The sequence below is a fragment of the uncultured Chitinophaga sp. genome, assembly GCF_902168175.1.
Taxonomy (GTDB): domain Bacteria; phylum Bacteroidota; class Bacteroidia; order Chitinophagales; family Chitinophagaceae; genus Chitinophaga.
The window spans coordinates 87,455-107,249 of the sequence record NZ_CABHOU010000101.1; the positions used below are offsets into that span (position 1 = coordinate 87,455).

Annotated in this window: 11 protein-coding genes; 3 read left to right on the forward strand and 8 right to left on the reverse strand. The window is 49.2% G+C overall.

Annotated elements, in window-relative coordinates; translation table 11 throughout:
- Positions 1-20 precede the first annotated feature (20 nt).
- Together QZT80_RS24235 and QZT80_RS24240 are read left to right on the forward strand one after the other, a co-directional pair.
- Positions 21-1,175, forward strand: a complete 1,155-nt coding sequence (locus QZT80_RS24235) for a porin (RefSeq protein WP_295128577.1) — start codon at positions 21-23, stop codon at positions 1,173-1,175.
- Between the two features lie 15 nt (positions 1,176-1,190).
- On the forward strand, positions 1,191-2,618 hold the full coding sequence (locus tag QZT80_RS24240; RefSeq protein ID WP_295128579.1) for an anion permease: 1,428 nt from the start codon (positions 1,191-1,193) through the stop codon (positions 2,616-2,618).
- Here the strand turns inward: QZT80_RS24240 and xrtN are convergent.
- The 3 genes from xrtN to QZT80_RS24255 all read right to left on the reverse strand — a co-directional run bounded on the left by xrtN (position 2,548) and on the right by QZT80_RS24255 (position 7,575).
- Positions 2,548-3,912, reverse strand: a complete 1,365-nt coding sequence (gene xrtN, locus QZT80_RS24245) for an exosortase N (protein WP_295128581.1) — start codon at positions 3,910-3,912, stop codon at positions 2,548-2,550. The genes QZT80_RS24240 and xrtN overlap by 71 nt on opposite strands.
- Positions 3,909-6,425, reverse strand: a complete 2,517-nt coding sequence (locus tag QZT80_RS24250; RefSeq protein WP_295128583.1) for an XrtN system VIT domain-containing protein — start codon at positions 6,423-6,425, stop codon at positions 3,909-3,911. Before QZT80_RS24250 ends, xrtN begins: the two co-directional genes overlap by 4 nt.
- An 835-nt stretch (positions 6,426-7,260) precedes the next feature.
- The gene (locus QZT80_RS24255) at positions 7,261-7,575 is read right to left on the reverse strand and encodes a DUF6686 family protein (RefSeq protein ID WP_295128585.1); all 315 of its coding nucleotides are present in this window, start codon (positions 7,573-7,575) and stop codon (positions 7,261-7,263) included.
- 143 nt (positions 7,576-7,718) lie between these two features.
- Here QZT80_RS24255 and QZT80_RS24260 point away from each other — a divergent pair, with 143 nt between their 5' ends.
- The gene (locus tag QZT80_RS24260) at positions 7,719-8,867 is read left to right on the forward strand and encodes an acyltransferase (protein WP_295128587.1); all 1,149 of its coding nucleotides are present in this window, start codon (positions 7,719-7,721) and stop codon (positions 8,865-8,867) included.
- 3 nt (positions 8,868-8,870) lie between these two features.
- Here QZT80_RS24260 and QZT80_RS24265 read toward each other — a convergent pair whose 3' ends face one another.
- From QZT80_RS24265 to QZT80_RS24285, 5 genes are all read right to left on the reverse strand, one after another.
- A complete protein-coding gene (locus QZT80_RS24265; protein WP_295128589.1) occupies positions 8,871-9,866 on the reverse strand; it encodes a TlpA disulfide reductase family protein in 996 nt (331 codons plus the stop codon).
- Between the two features lie 6 nt (positions 9,867-9,872).
- Complete coding sequence (locus tag QZT80_RS24270; RefSeq protein ID WP_295128591.1) at positions 9,873-11,345, reverse strand: RagB/SusD family nutrient uptake outer membrane protein; 1,473 nt, start codon at positions 11,343-11,345, stop codon at positions 9,873-9,875.
- A gap of 24 nt (positions 11,346-11,369) precedes the next feature.
- The gene (locus QZT80_RS24275; RefSeq protein ID WP_295128593.1) at positions 11,370-14,495 is read right to left on the reverse strand and encodes a TonB-dependent receptor; all 3,126 of its coding nucleotides are present in this window, start codon (positions 14,493-14,495) and stop codon (positions 11,370-11,372) included.
- A 109-nt stretch (positions 14,496-14,604) separates the two neighbouring features.
- Positions 14,605-16,812, reverse strand: coding sequence for a transferrin receptor-like dimerization domain-containing protein (locus QZT80_RS24280; protein WP_295128595.1), 2,208 nt, complete (start codon positions 16,810-16,812; stop codon positions 14,605-14,607).
- A gap of 525 nt (positions 16,813-17,337) precedes the next feature.
- Positions 17,338-19,767 carry an outer membrane beta-barrel protein gene (locus tag QZT80_RS24285; protein ID WP_295128597.1) on the reverse strand — a complete coding sequence of 810 codons (2,430 nt, stop codon included), beginning with the start codon at positions 19,765-19,767 and terminating at the stop codon, positions 17,338-17,340.
- Positions 19,768-19,795: the final 28 nt, after the last annotated feature.

Genomic DNA, 19,795 nt, shown 5'->3' on the forward strand with positions numbered 1-19,795 from the left:
GTATCAACCCTTTTCATTCTATGTTTAAATCATTATTGCTTGCCACCGTGTTTTGTACAGCGACGCGTTATGTAACCGCACAGCAAAAAGACATGTCCAGTCTGGACAAATACCACGATACCGCGATCACTAACTACTCTGCCTACAAACGTTCTGTAAGCTTCGCCGGCCTGCTGCAAACACGCTATGTTGCATCGTTTACCGAACACGTAAATGTAGATGGCAGGAATTATGATCCCGCGACAGAAAAGGGCATTACTAACACTTTCGCCATCAAACGGGCGCGGTTGCAGGTAAAGGCAAATATTAACGATCACTTCTCGGCAAATATTATGGTGAACTTTGCTGAGTTCAGTAGTAATCCGATCAATAAGGTGCTGGAAAATGCCTATATCAAATACTCGCTTAATAAGCACTTTAACATACAGGTAGGCGAATTCAGACCCTTCTTTGGCATAGAGGATGCCATGCCGGTAGACATCATCCGTACGCTGGATTATAGTAACCAGTATTATGCCTTTGGCAGCAATGGCTGGCAAAGCTTCCAGATAGGGATGACGCTTTTCGGTGATATTACAGATGGTGTACGTTATTACGCGGGGGGCTACAACGGAAACAACCGCAACCAGCCTTCGGACGATGATGATACTAAAAACGTGTATGGCCGTATTGAGGCAGACCTTACCCCTCAGTTCACGGTGGGACTTAATGCAGCCTCGGGCAGTCAGGCTGGAAGCGGAACGGGATCGGCATTTGGAGGCGACTTTCTCGCTAAAATCCCGCTGGCGGGTGAGTGGTCGATATCACTTGGCGGGGAATACAAGAACGGTACGAGTTTTACGCACTTCAACAGTAGTACACTTAACCCCAAGCCAGATCTCAAAGAGTTCAGGATGCAGGGCTTTTATGTGTTCCCGATTCTACGCTACGAGCTGCATAAGCCCAGGGTAAGGGCCATCGAGTTCTCTTCCCGGTACGAATACTTTAATGACGATTACAAACAATCGGACAACGTAAGGCAAACGGTTGTCCCCAATATCAATCTCATATTTGCTGATAACCTTTATGTGGCCATACAGCTGGGCATGTCGCTGGACTTCTTCGACCAGGACATACCGCTTACCACTACGTATACACGCAAACTCGGGTATGCCCAATTACAGATTAGATTTTAAAAAACACAACTTACCATGGAAATACGTCCGAAGTCGCTGCTTATCACTTTTATTATAGGCCTGGTGATATGGTTTATACCGGTACCGGAGGGAGTAGCGCCCAATGCCTGGCATTTGCTGGCCATTTTCCTGGCTACCATTTTCGGCATCATCCTGAAAGCTGCCAGTATGGGTACCATGGCCATGTTGGGCATTACGCTCTGCGCCGCCACACAGGTATTGGCGCCAGGAAACCCGTCGCTTTCCGTTGCACATGCGCTCAGTGGTTTTGGCAACTCCACTATCTGGCTGATTGGTTTGGCATTTTTTATTGCGCGTGGGTTTATTAAGACAGGTTTGGGCACACGAATAGCCTATTACTTTATACGGTTGTTCGGCCGCGGCCCGTTAGGGCTCGCCTACGGACTTAACATCGCCGACCTGGTGTTAGCGCCGGCTATTCCCAGTAATACGGCCAGGGCCGGTGGTGTCATATTTCCCATCATGAAGTCCATCGCCGTGAACATGGGCTCCCACCCGGAGCAGCCAGAAACACATCGTAAAATAGGTTCCTTTCTTACGTTAAGCAGTTACAACGCCAACATGGTTACCTCGGTAATGTTCCTTACCGCTACCGCCAGCAATCCGATGGCACAGAAGTTCGCAAAAGACCTCGGCATCCATATTTCCTGGGGCAGCTGGGCAGTGGCTGCCTGTGTACCCGGACTGGTATGTTTTATCCTGCTACCGTTGTTCCTCTATAAATTTTATCCCCCTGAACTGAAGAAAACCAGCGACGCGCCGGCCATGGCAGCAGAAAAATTAAAAGAGATGGGCCCTATCACCGTAAAAGAATGGCTGATGGTCGCCACCTTCTTCATCCTGCTGGCCCTTTGGATTTTCGGCGATCTTTTTAAAATAGATGCCACAACAGCCGCCCTTATCGGCCTTTGTATATTATTACTCAGCAGTGTACTCACCTGGGAAGATGTGAAGTCTGAGAAAGGCGCCTGGGATACCATCGTGTGGTTTTCGTCTTTGGTGATGATGGGCTCCTACCTCAATTCACTCGGCTTTATCGGCTGGTTCGGGAAACTGATCGGCACACAGTTGTCTACACTACCGTGGACATGGGCCTTCCCGCTTATCATCATTGTATATTCCTATTGCCACTATATGTTTGCCAGCGCTACCGCACAGGCAGCCGCTATGTACGGCGTATTCCTCGCCGTAGGTATATCCGTAGGCGTGCCCGGCACCATGCTCGCCATCTTCCTCGGCGCCTGCGCGACACTTATGGGTTGCCTAACGCACTACGGGCACGGGCCTGCGCCGATCTTTTTCGGCAGTACATATGTAGATATGAAAGACTGGTGGAAGCACGGTTTCTTCATCAGCGTATTGTTCCTGGCGGTGTGGTTTGGCGTGGGAGGATTGTGGTGGAAGGTGCTGGGGTTATGGTAGTACGCAGCCGGAAACGTGCTACTTCCGCACGTAAATCGGCCTTAGCGGCCACGGTTACGTTCAGCAATGAATAATCGCGCCCATACAGCAAAGCATCCCAGCGCCATTCCCATTGGCTGATACTGGCGTACTTACCACTGCTGTACCACCATGCTGTGTAAAGTCTTTCGTTGCCTTTCTCTAGTTCGGCGGTGTATACATTAAACCCGTTCCAGTTTTCCTCCTGTACTTTTCGAAACTGGTATCCACTCCCCTGCCAGCAGATAGTGGGATGGTGATCTGTAGCGAAGAAACCCATCACCGGTTTGATATAAATCAATGCCTGCGGACTGGTGAGTTTTGTTACTTCCTTCAGCTGCTCCATGGCATAATCTTCAGGCGGTGTAACGCTGGCTATTGTTCGTACAGGAGCTGGTCGCATGGCCAGTATACCTATCAACAGTAATAATAAGATATTGGGGAGAATGGGATGTGCTACAGGCGTGTATTCTTCTGTGACAGCAACAGGCACTTTGCCCCACTTGCGCATCATCCACCAGGTAAGTACACAAGCCGGTAACAGCGTGTAAACAACGAAACAAAGTAAACCCATCGCCTCGTGGCCCCATTGGTCGGGCAACAGGTGAAAGTACACCAGCGTAATAATACGGAACAGGTTGGCGATCAGGCTCAGTACAAGTATGCAGGCAATTTGCACGAAGAAAATCCATACCGGGACCGTTCGTTGTAATCGTCCCGCGAAGATGCCCATCAACACAATGCCCATTACTAAAGACACTGCCAGCATATGCAGCCCCATACAGGCCGGATCAACTGAAAACTCCGCCCCGTTAAAGATGACCATGTTTCCCTCAACCTGCGTGCTGCCCAGCGCAGATAACACGGAGCCGGCCATGCCTGTTAACTGTATGCGAACAGGGAAACTAAATACTGTTACTGCATATTCAAAAACAGGCGACATGAACAATGCGAGAAAAAGCGGTACCATATTCAGTTTGCACACGTAACTCTCTACCAGGAACATCACTGCAAAAACAATGGCTGCATAAGCCAATGTTTTGACTGGCACGAACAATGCCAGGCCAGCAAACAACAAAGCCCAGTAAAAGAAACGCCTGTTACCCTTAACGCCTGCCCCTTTCACGGGCGCCAGTACCAGCCCTGCAACGCCTAGTAAAGGCGTAACAGAGAAGTTCAGGTAACTTTTAAGGCAGATGTAACCCAACACCAGGTAAAAGGCTAAAAAGAAGCCCGCCTGCCAGTTTATGTACTTTCGGAAAGTAAGTGCAATCATCGTTTACCTGTTAAACTGAAAGAGAAACGGTATTTACACCAAATGAGCAAGGCCACCGCCAGTATGATCAATACCCACTCATGTGGCTCAGGCACCGCACCCTGACCGTTCAACCCGGCATTTTCCAGGCTGTTTTTACTCCGTTCAATACCAAACCGGTCGTAGTCTGCCTGCGTTTCCAGGACGATCAAACTGGATACAGGCGTTACAACGTAAGCTTCCTTCGCCTCCGCAATCAGCGAAGTATCGGTTACAGGGCCATCCAGCAACTTCGTTCCGGACTGTTGCAGGATATGATTAAATGCGAACAACCGCAGTAAATGATCAGTGCCGGCAGACTTCTCTGCACTGTCAGCCTTCACGATCATCATACCTGCACTTTCGATCACAATGCGGTCGTCGTTCTCTGCATTTTTTACAAATTGTCCCGACAAACAATCTCCCAGGTAACGGATGTCTCCCTGCTCGTAATTAAAAGCCCGGTATTGTTTCAGGGAACTGATGTAAGGAGAAAGCGTTTTTCCGATATTAAACAGGTTCACTTTATGGCCGGCCTTGAAATAGGCACCAAGGTCAGTCAACAGCGTAAACCCTTTCAGGTCGCCCAGCTGCGGAGAGTATGGATTACATTTCGTGACGACCAATGTATTTTCCGGGTTTTCAATTTTACCGAAAGGGAATAGTGAAAACTGTTTACTGCTAAGGCGTTCAAACACCTTATCGCGGTTCTGCGGGGTCAGCTGTTCTATATGTACACCATCCGTACATATGTACATCTTTTTATCACCGCAGAGGCGATACACATCATTAAAATCAGCTTCCGTCCAGGCGCTGTTGATATCGAGACACACAGCAGCAAATGATATTGGAACCCGTTTTGGCTTATAAGGTAACACATGGTACTGGCGGCCATTGAAGGCAAAGCTGCTTTGCTTCAGCGGCACTTCTTTGAAACCTATTTCCCAGCAGTCGTTATAGAAACCAGTATGCGTAATCGTTTTCTCATCTTCGCGGCTAAAGGACAAAGGCAGATCGGCTTCTGCCGGCGTTTCATCAAACCTGATACGTAAATCTTCTTTTGCCCCGAAAGATGCGGGCCCCTGCATTTTTACGCTTTTATACAACAGCTTACCGTTGCGGGCTTCCAGCGGGGCGGTTACACCGATCTTAAACTGCCTCGAGCTGTCTGTCATTACAGGAAACACCCTGACAGTTACCGTATTCCCTTCTTTCCAATGCACCACCGACGGGTCGCGGGATTCCAAGCCCACAATCGTTTTATATGCACTATCCGCTTTCTCTTTGGTAGTGAGGATGCCTTTCTCTTCCCGGTCATTGATCCATAGGGAAAGCGAGGTAACCACACCACCTTCCGGCAGTGTAAAAGTGTAAATAGCCTCTTCCCTGGTACCCCACCACCAGCTACGGCCATTGGTTATATTATGCACATTCAGGGTAAGTTCTGTGTACGACAGGCGTTGTGCCGGCCATACTTCCGCCTGCGTTTTTACCGTACGAGTTTCGAGATCTTTACCCTGCCACAACCGTTCTTCTGCATCGTGTCTTGCGCCGTACATGGCCTTCAGAATTTCGATGCGGTCCATATCCTCCAGGTGTGAATCTCCGCCAAAGATAGAGGCGATCACCACCAGCGGATCATGCTGGTAATATTCGCCCAACCGTGCGCCGCCATCTATATTGCCAAAAAAGGAAAACTCGTCTATTCCATCGGCTTTTGATACATACACAGGACCTGTCTTCAGGACTCTTTCCACGACTACGTTATGCGGCAACTCCGCCGCCATTAAAGACCATAACGGCTGGTTTTGCGGAAGGGTGCTGTATTCCGACTTCAGGTTGTTTATACGTGCCACAGACAGGCACCAGGTTATCGTAAATACGATCGTCGTTAAAACAGCCATTACCAACCCCGCTCCCAGTGCCCTCATGAATGCTACTTCCTTTTGCAGATAACGCAGCACCAGCACGATCAGGTAAATACAAATAAGCATAGGCACCAAAGCATGAAGTGGCAGTCCCAGTGCAAAAAAGAAGATAATGCCTACCGGCATCAGGGGTATTAGGTATAAAGTGAGGTAAAAGAAAAGTAGAGCCGAAACGCCCAGTATGAAAGACATCAGCAATTTCATCCAACGCGGCATCTCTTCAAATACAGAGAACAACAGGATGTTAATACACGACACCACCAGCAACACACATTGCCACGGCACCGCCGATTCAAACACATTTATTTCCCGGTTAAGTCCATAACAACTAACCAGGAATAAAACCAGGAACAGCGTCATCAGGTGCAACCCATTGCGTCCGGCCCTCAACCGGCCACTTATCAGCACGATCAGAAAAAACAATACCGTTAGTCCAAAATGCACCATAAAAACGCCGTTGTTCCTACCATCAAGTGTTAGCAGGAATAGCGAAACCGAGACGGCCAGGCAAAATAATCCGGTGTTATAAATACTGTCTTTGAAAAACGAACGAACCAGGTTAAACATGTAAAGGGTATTAGGAATGAATAGTTGCTTCTCCCCTCCCAGTAAAGGTTATAGGGCGAAAATGAATACTTTAAAAGCACTTTGCAATACAAAGCAAGTGTAAATTCCTTTATCTGCAAAATATTATTTTGAGGATTGGGGGAATGGCGTGTATGCCAGAGAGTTGTAGTCGGCTGGTAAGTTTTTTGAGGTTTAGTCATACATAAAGCTAGCGATAGAGCGGCACACACCGCCGTCATTGCGAACGAAGTGAAGCAACCCTTTGCTACAGTCTTCGCTATAGTCAAGGCCTGAACATGGAGAGGGCTGTGATGGAGCGACAGACACTTTTGTCAATGGGCTGTGGCAGTGGCGCGCCTTCCATCCTCGTCATTGCGAGGAACGAAGCAATCCTCATGCTCAGTCTTCGCGTCAGTAAAGTTGTGTGTGAAGTAGTAAGTTAGTAATAGCGAAGCCTCCGTCTTCGCCTGGCACAGTCATCTTAGAAGTAAGCCTATGACGTTGCCCGTTTCCCTTACAATCTATTATTGCGGGCAATGACTACACACGAGGATTGCTTCGTTCCTCGCAATGACGGGTTGGGTGATGCTAATTCCTCTCAACGATCGTATGAGTGAAGATTTACCCTCACCTGCGCATAAAAGAAATCAGGATTAATGATACGAAGACTACACTAGGACTGCCTGGCTGCTGCCAGTTACCACAGGAGGAAATGCCATACAACGTTTACATTAGTAACGGAGCCCACGATTCTATAGCACTGATGCTGTTACACCCGCTGAAGTGAGTGACAACGGTGGCTTAATTAAAAAGCGGATGGTGGTTAACTAATTTTCTAAATACAAGCATACACCTGCTCCATTAACACCGCATCTTCTATCGCCTTTTTCATACGTACCCACTCACCATAAGTGAACGTAAAACGGATAGATTTGCAGGGAGAGTGCATGACTGCCCGCTCAGCGCCGTCGGGAAATACGGTGGCGCATTCGTCGAAGTCGATGTCGTTTACCATGTCACGGAATACCTGGAAGCTGTCGTGGGTGAACGTCAGAAGGAGGTTATTGTACCAGAAGTAAATGGATTTACAATGAACGCAATAGCTTACCAGCGCATCGTTTCCATGATTTAGGACCCTTGTCTCACACATAATACAAAATGGTTAATAGTATGAAATTAAGGTCATTATGGCTGGTGGTGGGATCGAAACGGGAAATTGATTTACGCAAACGGGAAAATTGGATGGATTGGGTTTACCGAAATTATAGAATAACTTCGCGGGGCTTAGTAATTATGGAGAATACGAACAGTTATATATACCGGGGAATTAAATATTTCGAAAGTCTGAACGGGCTGCGCTTTATGGCTGCTTACCTCGTGGTGATGCACCATGCGGAAACGATACGTAGCAAGTACGGGCTTTTTAACCTCGACCAGCTATCGCTTTTTAAGAACGGAGGCACAGCAGTGACGTTCTTTTTTGTACTTAGCGGGTTCCTGATCACTTACCTGCTTTTGAACGAACACCGTAAAACGGGCCGTGTTAGTGTACGGAACTTTTACCTGCGCAGGGTTTTGCGCATCTGGCCCCTGTATTTCCTGCTGGTGCTTATCGGCGCGGTATTAGTGCCTGCGGTGTTAGGTGCTATGGGGTATCCGTATGAAATGCCTTATACCTTCGGCGAGGCCTGGCCCTGGTTCCTGTTCTTTATGCCGTTTATGGTCAATTTCCTGTTCGGGCACCATTTGCTGGAACCATTGTGGTCTATTGGGGTGGAAGAAGTGTTTTACCTGGTGTGGGCGCCGCTGGTGAAGTTCCTGCGTAAACATATGCTGGTGCTGCTGTACGGGGTCATTGCCATTAAACTGGCACTCCTGGTAATCGCATCCTGGTTCTCGCGTAACGAATTGTTTAATTTCCTTACCACTACCCTGCAGTTCGAAGCCATGGCTATCGGCGGATTGGGCGCATGGTGGGTGTATAACCGGGAGCAACCCGTATCTGAAGCAAAACTGTTCTCTAAAACCGTGCAGGGATTGCTGCTTTCTCTACTCGTACTGCGACTGGGCTTCCATTACTATTTCTCTGAATACTGGCTGTATAGCGCCCTTTTTAATACTCCGGTAGTGTCGGCCGTTGTGCTGGACCTGCTATTCCTTTATGTAATCCTGAACCTTTCCCTGAACGCGAAACGACTGTTTTCGCTGGAAGGCAAAATGCTCAACCGCCTGGGTGAGATATCTTACGGTGTATACATGTACCACCTGCTCCTGATATTCGGCGCGGTGCTGGTACTTAAAAAACACCTGCTCGCACTCTCGCCCATACCTTCCACGTTGGCATTTTACGCGGTAGTTACGGGCGGAGTGTTGCTGGTGGCTGGTTTATCAAAAAAGTATTTCGAAGATCCGTTTCTGAGGATCAAGAACAAGCTTGGTTAATTATTACTTCAACAGTTCTGCGAGCTTTTCGTCCAGTGCTTTTCCGCGCAGGTTACGGGCCACGATAGTGCCGTCGGGCGCGATGAGCAGGTTGGACGGGATAGCACGTACGCCGTAGAGGGCCGCGGGTTCGCAGTTCCAGTAGGCCAGGTCTGATACATGTTTCCAGGTGAGGTTATCGTCTGCGATCGCTTTTAACCATTTGTCCCGGTCGCCGCTACGGTCGAGCGATACGGCGAATATATCGAAGCCTTTATCTTTAAAAGTGTTGTACGTGCGTACCAGGTTTGGGTTCTCTGCCCGGCAGGGGCCACACCACGATGCCCAGAAATCGAGCAGTACGTACTTTTTACCGAGCTGACTGGCAAAATGAACATCCTTACCCTCGGTATCCTTAATAGAGAAATCCGGGGCCTTTTTACCCACTTCTACGGCCCTTAAGGTGCCGGGCAGTTTCTTCAGCACTTCTACATACTGCGTTTTGTGCAGGGCAGGGTCGAGCAGGGCGATGCCTTTTTCAATTTCCTCCGGCGTAGTGCGGTAGGTATAATACCGGTAAAAGATGTAAGCAGTGGCCAGTGCCGAAGGATTCGCCTTGATCAGGTCTTCCAGCGACACCTTTGAATCGAGCTGCCAGGCGGTGTATACATCCTGCGATACGGAACCTTTTACCAGGGTTTTACGGAAGTACGAAGCTGTATCGAGCGTTACTTCGATCTTGTTATTCTCCAGGAACAGGAAGTACGGGCTCTTCGCGGGGTTCAGCGTAATGCCATACAACTCGGGCACTACGGGTTTGGTCTGAAAAGTAAAATTGCCATTCTCCACTACCGCAGAATCGATCGTGGTAAACATCTTGTTATAGAACTTTTGCAGGTATACTTTCCCGCTCTTTACCCCGTTTACGGTGCCGGTAAGCGCAAAGGCCTGCCGGGCGCCCTGTGCGGAAGCCGTAATAACGGCACCCATCAACAATAAGCTTAAAAAGGTCTTTTTCATATATTATTAGTTGAGGTTCGGATTACTGTTAATCTCATTAAAAGGAATCGAAAACAGGTAGTAATTACTGTTAGGCACGAAGTCTGACTTATCAGGAAACTTCAGCTGGTGGTGACCTTTCACAGTTTCCTCTTTCGTACCCACGGTAAATTTCTCGGTGGATACGGTGCGTACCACTGCTCGTTGCAGGCGCAACAGATCGGGCAGCTCAAATCCTTCGCCCCACAGTTCTCTCCTTCTCTCTCTCAAAATTTCTTCGATCAGCTGTGGCTGCGTAAAATTAGCCGCATCGAGGTCGGGCAGGGTGCGTTTGGCACGCAGGCCGTTCAATACGATCACTGCATCGTTCAGCTGGTTCAGGCGGGCCTTGCTCTCTGCCTCTATCAGTAATTGTTCGGACGAACGCATCAGCGGGATGTGGCCCGACTGGTCGGCTTTATTCACGAACTTGGTGTATTGTAACCAGGCGTACAAGGCGTTGGTAGCATCGGTATTGATCCTGAACAATTTCTTACGTACGTCCGCATCATCAAAAATAGCTTTGAAGTTAGGATCGGCCATGATGCTGCGGTAACCGGTAGCTGGCGTTACGTCGATATAAGCGAAGAAGGACGCCCCACCCAGGTTCTGGTCGGTCGCCTGGGGATGGCCCCATATCCATTCAACATTCGTTACGTCGCTAAAGCCTTTGCTGTACTCTGTCGCCTCCATGATGGGGTACGAAGTACGGGCCAGCTTAGCTCTCGCAGCGGCAGAATCCCAGTTCTCCATGGTCAGGAAGGCGCGGGCGGCCAGGCCATTTACCACGTTGAGGTCCGGACGGTTTTTAACAGTGCGTTTAAAGCCCTCGAGCAATGGGCCGGCTGTTCGCAGGTCTTCCAATACCCGGTCGTACACTTCCTGTACGGTGGCACGCGCTTTACCGGGTGTCGACGGCGTTGTAGGTTCTGTATAAATGGGAACACTCTTCGCGTTCTTATCCTTTGCATAAGTAAACTGGTATTGCCTTACCAGGTTTAGGTACACAGACGCACGCAGCGCCAGGGCCTGTCCTTTCAGGTAACGCTTATCGGCATCGGTACCGGTGGCGTTATCTACGTTCTCAATAATACCATTACAGTTGTCGATCACCTTGTACTGGAATGTCCAGTAGAACAGTGCGCGACGGGTGGTGTTATCGAACGGGTCGGTGAAGCCATAGGTGGCGAGGTAACCATATACGCCATCGCGGGCAATGGCATCGCTGCCCATTACTTCCTGCGATAACAGGATGGAACCATAACCTGGGTTATCCTGCGAGGTAGCGGTTTCCATCAGGTAACGCAGGGTGCCGTTCAGCAGGGCGTCTATATTTTTGGTAGTGGCGTAAATCTCACTGCCGGTTAAACTTCCCGAAGGCGAGGTCTCGAACCAGCCCTTTTTGCAGGAAGCGAACAACAGCACCGATCCTGCCAGCAATCCGTATAATGTCTTTTTCATTGTTTCTTCGTTTAGATAATTACGTTAGAACGACAAGTCCAGGCCAATTGAGAACGTTTTCTGGGCGGGATAACGATAGAACGTTACGCCATCCACGGCCTGCTCCGGGTCAAGCCCGTCATGTTTGTAAAAAGTAAACAGGTTCTCTCCCCTGCCATACACACGCAACTGTTGCAGGTGGAGGCGCGAAATGAGGTTTGCCGGTAAACTGTAACTTAAGCCGATGTTACGCAAACGCGCGTAAGTAGCGTCGTACAGGAAACGGGTGGATGCACTGTTCCAGTTGGTATTATCGGTAGTGAGCCTCGGCACGTCGGTATTGGTATTGGCCGGCGTCCAGTGGTCCAGAATTTCTTTGCTCCAGGTACGGCCGGTATTATTGCCGTTGTGGGTAAGCATCACCAGGTCATAGTCGAGTACTTTACCGCCAATATTAAATGCAAGTAAGGCGGATAATTCAACTCCCTTGTAGTTCAGCACTGTATTTACACCTCCCGTTACATCGGGCAGCGAGCTGCCCACGAAGTACTGGTCGGCCTGTGCATATACGCTGGTCTTGGTTCTTTCTTTGATTACCTGCTGACCGTCGGGCCCTGTTTCGTATACGTTTTTATACCACTGCGGCAAACCGGTGGTAGCATCTACGCCTGCCCATTCGCGGATGAAGAAGTCGTATACAGAACTGCCTACCACGAGTTTTTTGGTGGGCCCTATCACGGATGTATTGGCTGGGATGATCTCTTTCTGCGGCAGTTCGGTAATCCTGTTTTTATAGTGACCCAGGTTTACGCCTATGTCCCATTTGAAGTCTTTTGTTACCACAGGCGTTACCTGTATCTGCAAATCAAACCCGGTGTTCTTCATCGCACCGATATTATCATCGATAGAGCCATAACCCAGTGATGGTGCTATCGGACGCTGGAACAGCAGGTCTTTCGACTGGCGTTCGAAGTATTCGGCAGATATCAACAGGCGATTGTCAAGCAGGGCGACGTCTGCACCGATATTCAGGTTCAGGTTGGTTTCCCATTTAAGACCTGGTGTTTTAAGACGGGAGCTGATAGCCCCGGCTTCACCCAGACTGTTATATATAGAATACAAGTCCTGGTACTGGTAGTAGCTGCCGAGGTTATCGTTACCCTGTGCCCCATAGCTGGCGCGGAGTTTCAATACATCCAATCCGCCGATGTTTTTCAGCCATTCTTCCTGCGTAAGCGTCCATGAGGCGCCTACCGACCAGAAGTTACCCCAGCGTGAATCTTCATGAAAGCGTGAAGAGCCGTCGCGACGGAAGCTGCCCGACAGGAAATATTTATCTGCATAATTATAATCTACTTTAGCCAGATAACTGGCCAGTTTGTATTCGTCGCTGCCACCGCTAAACCCGGTGATGATCGACGCTGCAGAAGGTTCGTCTTTACCTATAAAACCGAAGTTGTTTTTGCTGCCGGATAAAGAGGTAGAATTATACACATACACCTCCTGCCCTGCCAGCACATTTATGCTATGGTCCTGTTGCAGTTTGAAGGAATAATCCAGGAAGTTGTTGATCGTGTAAGCCAGGGTACGGCCTTCGCTTTTGCTCACCGAACCACGGGTGCTAACACCGCCACCGTACAGCGGGTTGCTGTAGCTATGGCTTAAAGCATTAGTATAATCAGCGTTCAGGCTGGTTTTAAACTTCAGCCCTTCCAGCAGGTTGAGCTGGATGTTACCACGGAATATCAGGTTATCCTGTTTGTTATTGTATTTATTCAGGAAGGAAGAACCCAGCAGGTTGTTGCCGGTAGCGGCAGCGCTGGGACGGTAGTTACCGAAATCATAGATCTTCTTTCCTTCAGAATCCAGCTTGAAAGTACCATCTGCATTGTGTTCGAAGATGGGATAGATATTAGACACGATACGGCCGAAGTTCGCGTAGTTGCCCTGGTTGCTGTCATCTTGCGGAGGCGCGTCCTGCACGGCAGAAGTGGCCGCAAAGTTAACGCCCGCTTCGAACCAGCGGTTTACTTTGGTATTGTAGTTTACACGTGCATTATAACGCGTAAATCCGGAGCCGATGATAAATCCTTTATCATCAAGGTAACCGGCAGATACAAAGTATTTAGAGTTTTCCGTACCGCCGCTTACGTTCAGGTCCAACTGTTTGCGGATGCCGGTACGGGCGGTAGATTCCGTCCAGTCGTCGTTCCACAGCGGCGTAGCGCCTGCAACCAGTTTACCATCGAGACCAACAGGTTTTGCCACCGAAGGACCATATGGATTGATCTTAAGCGTGTTCACCACGTTATCAGTAGCATATTGTGCGGCCTGTTCGGCGGTACGGCCGTTATCCAGTTGTTTGTTACGCAACGCTTCCCACTGCAGCTCAAAATATTCCGCAGTGCTCACTTTCGAGTAGTCGTCTACCGCGCGGGTAGACCAGCCGGTGCTGGCATTCACCGTTACGGTAGCTTTTGCATTAAAGCGTCCCTGTTTGGTGGTAACGATGATCACCCCATTCGCGCCGCGCGAGCCGTATAACGCACTCGCCGCAGCATCTTTCAATACACTGATCGATTGTATATCGGCAGGATTGATCACGTTGATATTACCCGAGAAAGGCACACCATCCACTACATACAGCGGATCGCTGGAAGCGTTGATAGAACCGATACCGCGGATGCGGATCGTAGCATTGCTACCCGGCTGGCCTGCAGACGAAACCGACTGAACACCAGGCACCGTGCCCTGTAAGGCCCGGCTGATGCTGCTCACCTGCTGGCGCTCAATTTCTTTTGCGCTAACGGTGGATGCGGAGCCGGTATAAGAAAGTTTATTAGCAGTGCCATACGCTACCACCAGTACTTCATTCAGCGTCTTGTTAGATGCGTTGAGTGTGATATTGAGCAGCGTATCGTTCACACGCGTTTCCTGTGTTTGCTGGCCGGTGTAGCTGAATACCAGGGTAGTTTCGCCCGGTTGCAGCGCAAGGCTGTAACGGCCGTTGGCGTCTGTAGCAGCGCCACGACTGGTGCCTTTCACCTGTACCGATACGCCTGGCAACGGTGTATTATCCGCCGACCGTACGGTGCCACTTACGCGCTTTTCCTGCGCTATGGCGGCATTACCGACTAACAGCAAAGTGAATAGATAAGTAAATGTTCTCATTGTAGTTGATTTTATAGGCAATAGATTCCCGTGCGGCTGTTCGCCGCCCTTTTTTTGTCGTTAAGTGATGTCTTACAGGTTTTTCGCTGAGGCTGTTGTTACTCTTTTTTTATGGTAAAATATTGTTGAGATAGGCTGTTAATTTGTTGATAGCACCTGCCGCTATATCGATCTGCTCCGCCGCTTCCTTCCAGTTACGCTGCTCTATCGCTTCACGAATGCCAGGCAGCGTTTTCACGCCATAACCGGTATAAAAACCCGGTGCATAGATCGTATGTTTATACCAGTCCCGCCTTGGCAAACCCTGTGTGGTCAGCAATTGTTGCTCTGCCTGGTAAAGCGCCTTGTTAATGGCAGGCGTTGTACCCGCTTTCGCCAGCGTGTCTGCCAAACGGTTCGCCGCTTTATCTAACGATGCCAGGGCATTTTGTACGGGCGAGAAGTCGATATAAGGCACTTCATCTTTCGCTTTCGGCAGGGCCTGTTTTTCATTAGGATCGGCAGCCAGTACGTAAATCCCACTGTTTACCAGTTGATTCTCTACCTGCGTATTCTCCCGCTCCTGCTCCAGCGCTGTTGTTAAGTCGGTTACATATCCGCTGATCGTCTTTTGCAGTTTCCTGAAATCGAAAGGCAGTAATTCAGCATCTGCCAGGCGGATGGCCGAACGGCCGGCTACCTGCGATAACGTGACGCCATAAGCAAATCCCGGATCTTTAAACCGTATGAACAGATCGTATGAATCGTAGATAGAATGATATTCACCAGCCACATCTTCCCCGCCAAAAGCCAGGTTCAGTACCGGTATACCTGCGTGTTGCAGGAAGGTAGAGTAATCCGACCCGGAGCCTAATGCACTGAGCTTAAAACCTTCGCGGGCCAGCAGTTCTTTTTTCGTTTTTGCAGATGCAGATGTTGCGATGGCATCCGCTTTACTGCGTTCCCATACGCTCACTTTCGTTTGCGGGTCCGTTACCTGTTTGGCGATATCGCCTACCAGTCCTTCCAGTGCATGTGAACCGCCTGCCTCCAGGAAACCACGGCCGTTACCGTCTGTATTGATATACGCTACTGTTTTCTGCTGCAGTTCCGCCTGGTGATCTTCTACCCATTCGGTAGAGCCCAGCAGTCCTGGTTCTTCGCCATCCCATGCGCAATAAACGAGTGTGCGTTTAAAATCATGACCGGCTTTCTTCAACACTCCGATCGCTTTCGCTTCTTCCAGTAAGGATGCTAAACCACTCACCGGATCGGCAGCACCGTTCACCCAGGCATCGTGGTGGTTACCACGAATAACCCACTGGTCGGGATACAGCGAGCCTTTGAGCGTAGCAATTACGTTATAGGCCGGTTTAATATCCCAGTTGAAGGCTACTTTCAGATGCACCTTTGCTTTACCCGGCCCTACATGGTAGGTGAAAGGGAAAGCGCCACGCCAGTCCTGCGGGGGCACCGGCCCTGCCAGGGCTTCCAGTAAAGGTTTCGCGTCGTGTGCGCTGATAGGCAACACCGGTATTTTCAGCAGGTTGGGCGCGTTTAAGCGGTCCAGCCTTTGTGCATTTTCTGTTGATGCGGTACCCGGCGTAAGCGGGTCGCCGGGGTATTTAACGATGTCCATTACCGAACCACGTTGTACTCCGAACTCGCTTTTGTACGGCCCCTTAGGATATGTTTCTCCCTGGAAGAAACCGTCTTCTCTCGGATCAGCATAAATAATACAACCGATAGCCCCGTGCTCCTGTGCGATTTTCGGCTTAATACCGCGCCATGAACGGCCGTAGCGGGCAATTACGATCTTACCTTTCACATCTACACCCAGTTTCTCCAACTGCTCATAATCCTGCGGCAAACCGAAGTTTACGTACACCAGTTCAGCCGTTACATCGCCATCGGCGCTCCAGGCGTTATAGGTAGGTAATTGTCCTTCCTGCCCCGAGGTGCCGTCCTCTTTTAGTACCGGCTCTCTTAATAATGCCTTATAAGTGGTGGGCGCGGTAAGTTCCAGCACACGCACTTTGGGGGTGGGGAACAATACATGATAGGTTTCTATCTTCGCGTCCCATCCGTAACTTTTAAACTGTTCGAGTATCTGTTCCGCCACCAGTTTGCCCTGGGCCGACCCGATGGCGTGTGGTTTAGCAGAAAATAGTTTGATGTTTTCACCGATATGTTTTGCTTCAATAAGCCCGTCAAATTTCTTTTCCAGTTCTAACTGTGAAGGTGATGCGCTGGTAAGTTTACTGTTGTTCTGGGCAAACGCCGGCATAGTGCAAAATACTGCCAGCGCAATACCGCCGGTACGGAAGCTTTTTCTCATAAATCTTAATAATTATGCTATATAATCTACGGATTTTTTACCAGGTTGGCACACCTTTATCATTACCAGTTGATCCCTTGGCTATATACCCAACAGAGGGTATGCAATCTGTTAATACAATGCAAATGTATCGACACAAATCTAAATAACCAAGTTATCCCACCAAGTTTATAGACTTTTGTATAAATGGTATGCTTCAACCTGTCATGATGCCTCGGTGGGCATTGCTTCGTTGATACAGCCCGCCTCTCTCTCACTCGTGCGCAGTCTTCGCTCGAGATACGCACTGTGTACGTGACCATTGGATTATAGCAATACGCATCGGTTTCGTACGGAAGCGTTGCCTTATGCAAGACTTTTTACTGGTGCGGAAACTGCGCACGAGGATGGCTTCGTTCCTCGCCATGGCGGTCTCAGTGATGCCCGCTAACGCGGGCACACAAGGATTCTGGTACGAAGACTATACACAAGGTTGTCTCCATGACGGCGTGAGAGTGCCGGCCATGCAACGTTCTGTTGATCCGCCTACCTTATCCTCTCCTGCTCCTGCTCTGCGCTACCCGAACTTCTCTTGCGTGTTTCAAAGGACTTGCCGAAATTGTAAGTAAAAGTGAGGCCTGCCACCTGTGTATCGTATTGATTACGATAGCTGCCGGTAGCATTTTGAAGATGGTTGATATCTCCGTAGTTAAGGCGGGTATGGAATGCATCCTGCACGGTCAGGCGTATGGCACCTTTGTCTTTGAGTATCTTTTTACGGATAGCGCCGCCGGCAGACCAGTAACCGCCGAGCACAAATTGCATGGTGGTCAATTGCGACTGGTAGTTGGCGGTTAATTCAAGGTCCCATCCTTTGCCGAGATTGAATTGCGTGGTAAGATTGCCGAGGTGTACGAGCCCCTCCGTATCCAGTTCTCTATCGTACAACATCCCTTTGAACCATGCATACTCCGCTCCACCGTTAAACATTAATGTAAACCACTGGTAGCGGTAATTGATGTAAGCAAACAGCGACACATAATCGCTTTTACCTACATTACCCGGACGACTGAAGAATTTATTATCCCGCGCCTCTATCGTTTCTCCTATCTCACCATTGTTATGGGTATAATTGGCGTTGATCGTAAGTATTTCTTTAAACACATAGGTAAGGTCGAGGGCATTACTGATAACAGGCTGCAGGTAAGGGTTACCTACGTATAACATGAATTTATCCAGGGGCGAAACGAATGGGTTAAGATCATTGAAGTCCGGGCGACGTATACGTTTGCTGTACGCAAGCGTAAACTGGTTCACATTAGCGGAATCTAATTTATAGTTGATGTAAAAGGTGGGGAAAAGTTGCGTATAACTGCGTTTGAACGCGGAATCCGGCTTCTCCGCATTACCGAGCTGATGGCCGTTCATGATCGTATTCTCGAGTCGCAGGCCCAGTTGCGAGGAAATACGTTTGCCTTCGCGGGCGAAGTTGATATAGGCAGCGTTAATGTTTTCACGGTAGCGGAAGTGATTACTGATATCGTAATCCAAACCCGTTACATTATTGATGGTACGCCAGTAAGTGGCTTTATTATCAGTGGTGATGTAAGATGTTTTAAGTCCTCCGTCCATCTTAATCGCCAGTGGTAAAGGCTGCGAGTAGTCGGCCTTAGCCGCATAAATATTGATGTAAGATGGCAGTTCGCCCCTGAGATCGTCTGCCGAGCTGGGGGTACCATTGGCCAGGAAAGCTTTATTGTATGAGTATTGGGTAGAGAAAGAATTGTTGTTGATGTAATCCAGGTCTACCTGCAATTCACGTCCTGTTTGCCCTAATTTTTTCCTGTAGTATACATTGGCGGCCAACCGATCGTTACTGGAGCGCGATGTATTATCAGCCGTTACCAGCGAGTCCAGTGTTCCCGCATTGTTCGAGAGATAACTGTCGTTGTCGCCCAGGCGAAGGTTACGCCGGAACGTACCGTTTAGCTGTACGCCCATCGTGGTGTTCTTGTCCATATAATAATCTACGCCTGTTCTCAACGATGGCGCTGAATTCTTCATCCGCAGGAAGTTCTGCTGCTTAAATGAAGAAGACAATGTACCATCCTGTTCAAAATAACTACGATTTATTTCCAGGTCGTTGTATTGCCGGGCGTGATTGAAACCCGCATTGGCAAAGAAGCTGAACGCATTGTTACGCACGTTCAGGTTAAGACTGTTATACGTTTTAGGATAGCGGCCCTGTTGGCAACCGGTAGACAGGTTCCCGTTAAACCCACGCTGTTTCAGCTTCTTCGTCCTTATATTGATCACACCCGCATTGCCTGCTGCGTCATAACGCGCCGGTGGAATGGGTATCAGCTCAATAGCTTCCAGTGTACCGGATGGTAACGACCGGAGATAACCTGCCAGGTCGGCACCCGACATATAAGTGGGTTTATCATCAATATAAATCACCACGCCCGATTTGCCGCGCAGGCTGATATTGCCTTCCTGGTCTACCGTTACGCCCGGCGATTTTTCCAGCACTTCCAGTGCGTTCGTACCCGCATTCGAAATCAGCGCATCCACATTCACGATCATGCGGTCGATCTTGTTTTCGATGAAAGGTTTCTGACTGGTGATCGTTACATCTTTTAATTGCGTAGCGGCGGGCAGCAGCTGTATTACAGGCAACTGCACCGGCCCGCTTACGCTAAACGTATCACTGCGATACTGCTCAAAGCCAATGGCGGAAACGGCGAGGCGGTATTTGGCAGGATACGGCTGTTGAAAAATGAAGTCTCCTTTATCGCCTGCCACTGCTATTTTAAGCAATGAATCTCTCTCATTCATAATGCTGATAGCAGCACCTGCAATTGGCCTCCCGGTTTTATCCTGTATAAAGCCGCTAACAGGAGCAATGTGCTGCGCATACAGGCAAAGGGGTAACAGGGCCAGCACCAGCAGTGGCAGGCGATAAATAATTTTCATCTCTACAAAATTTTAATAACAGGCATAC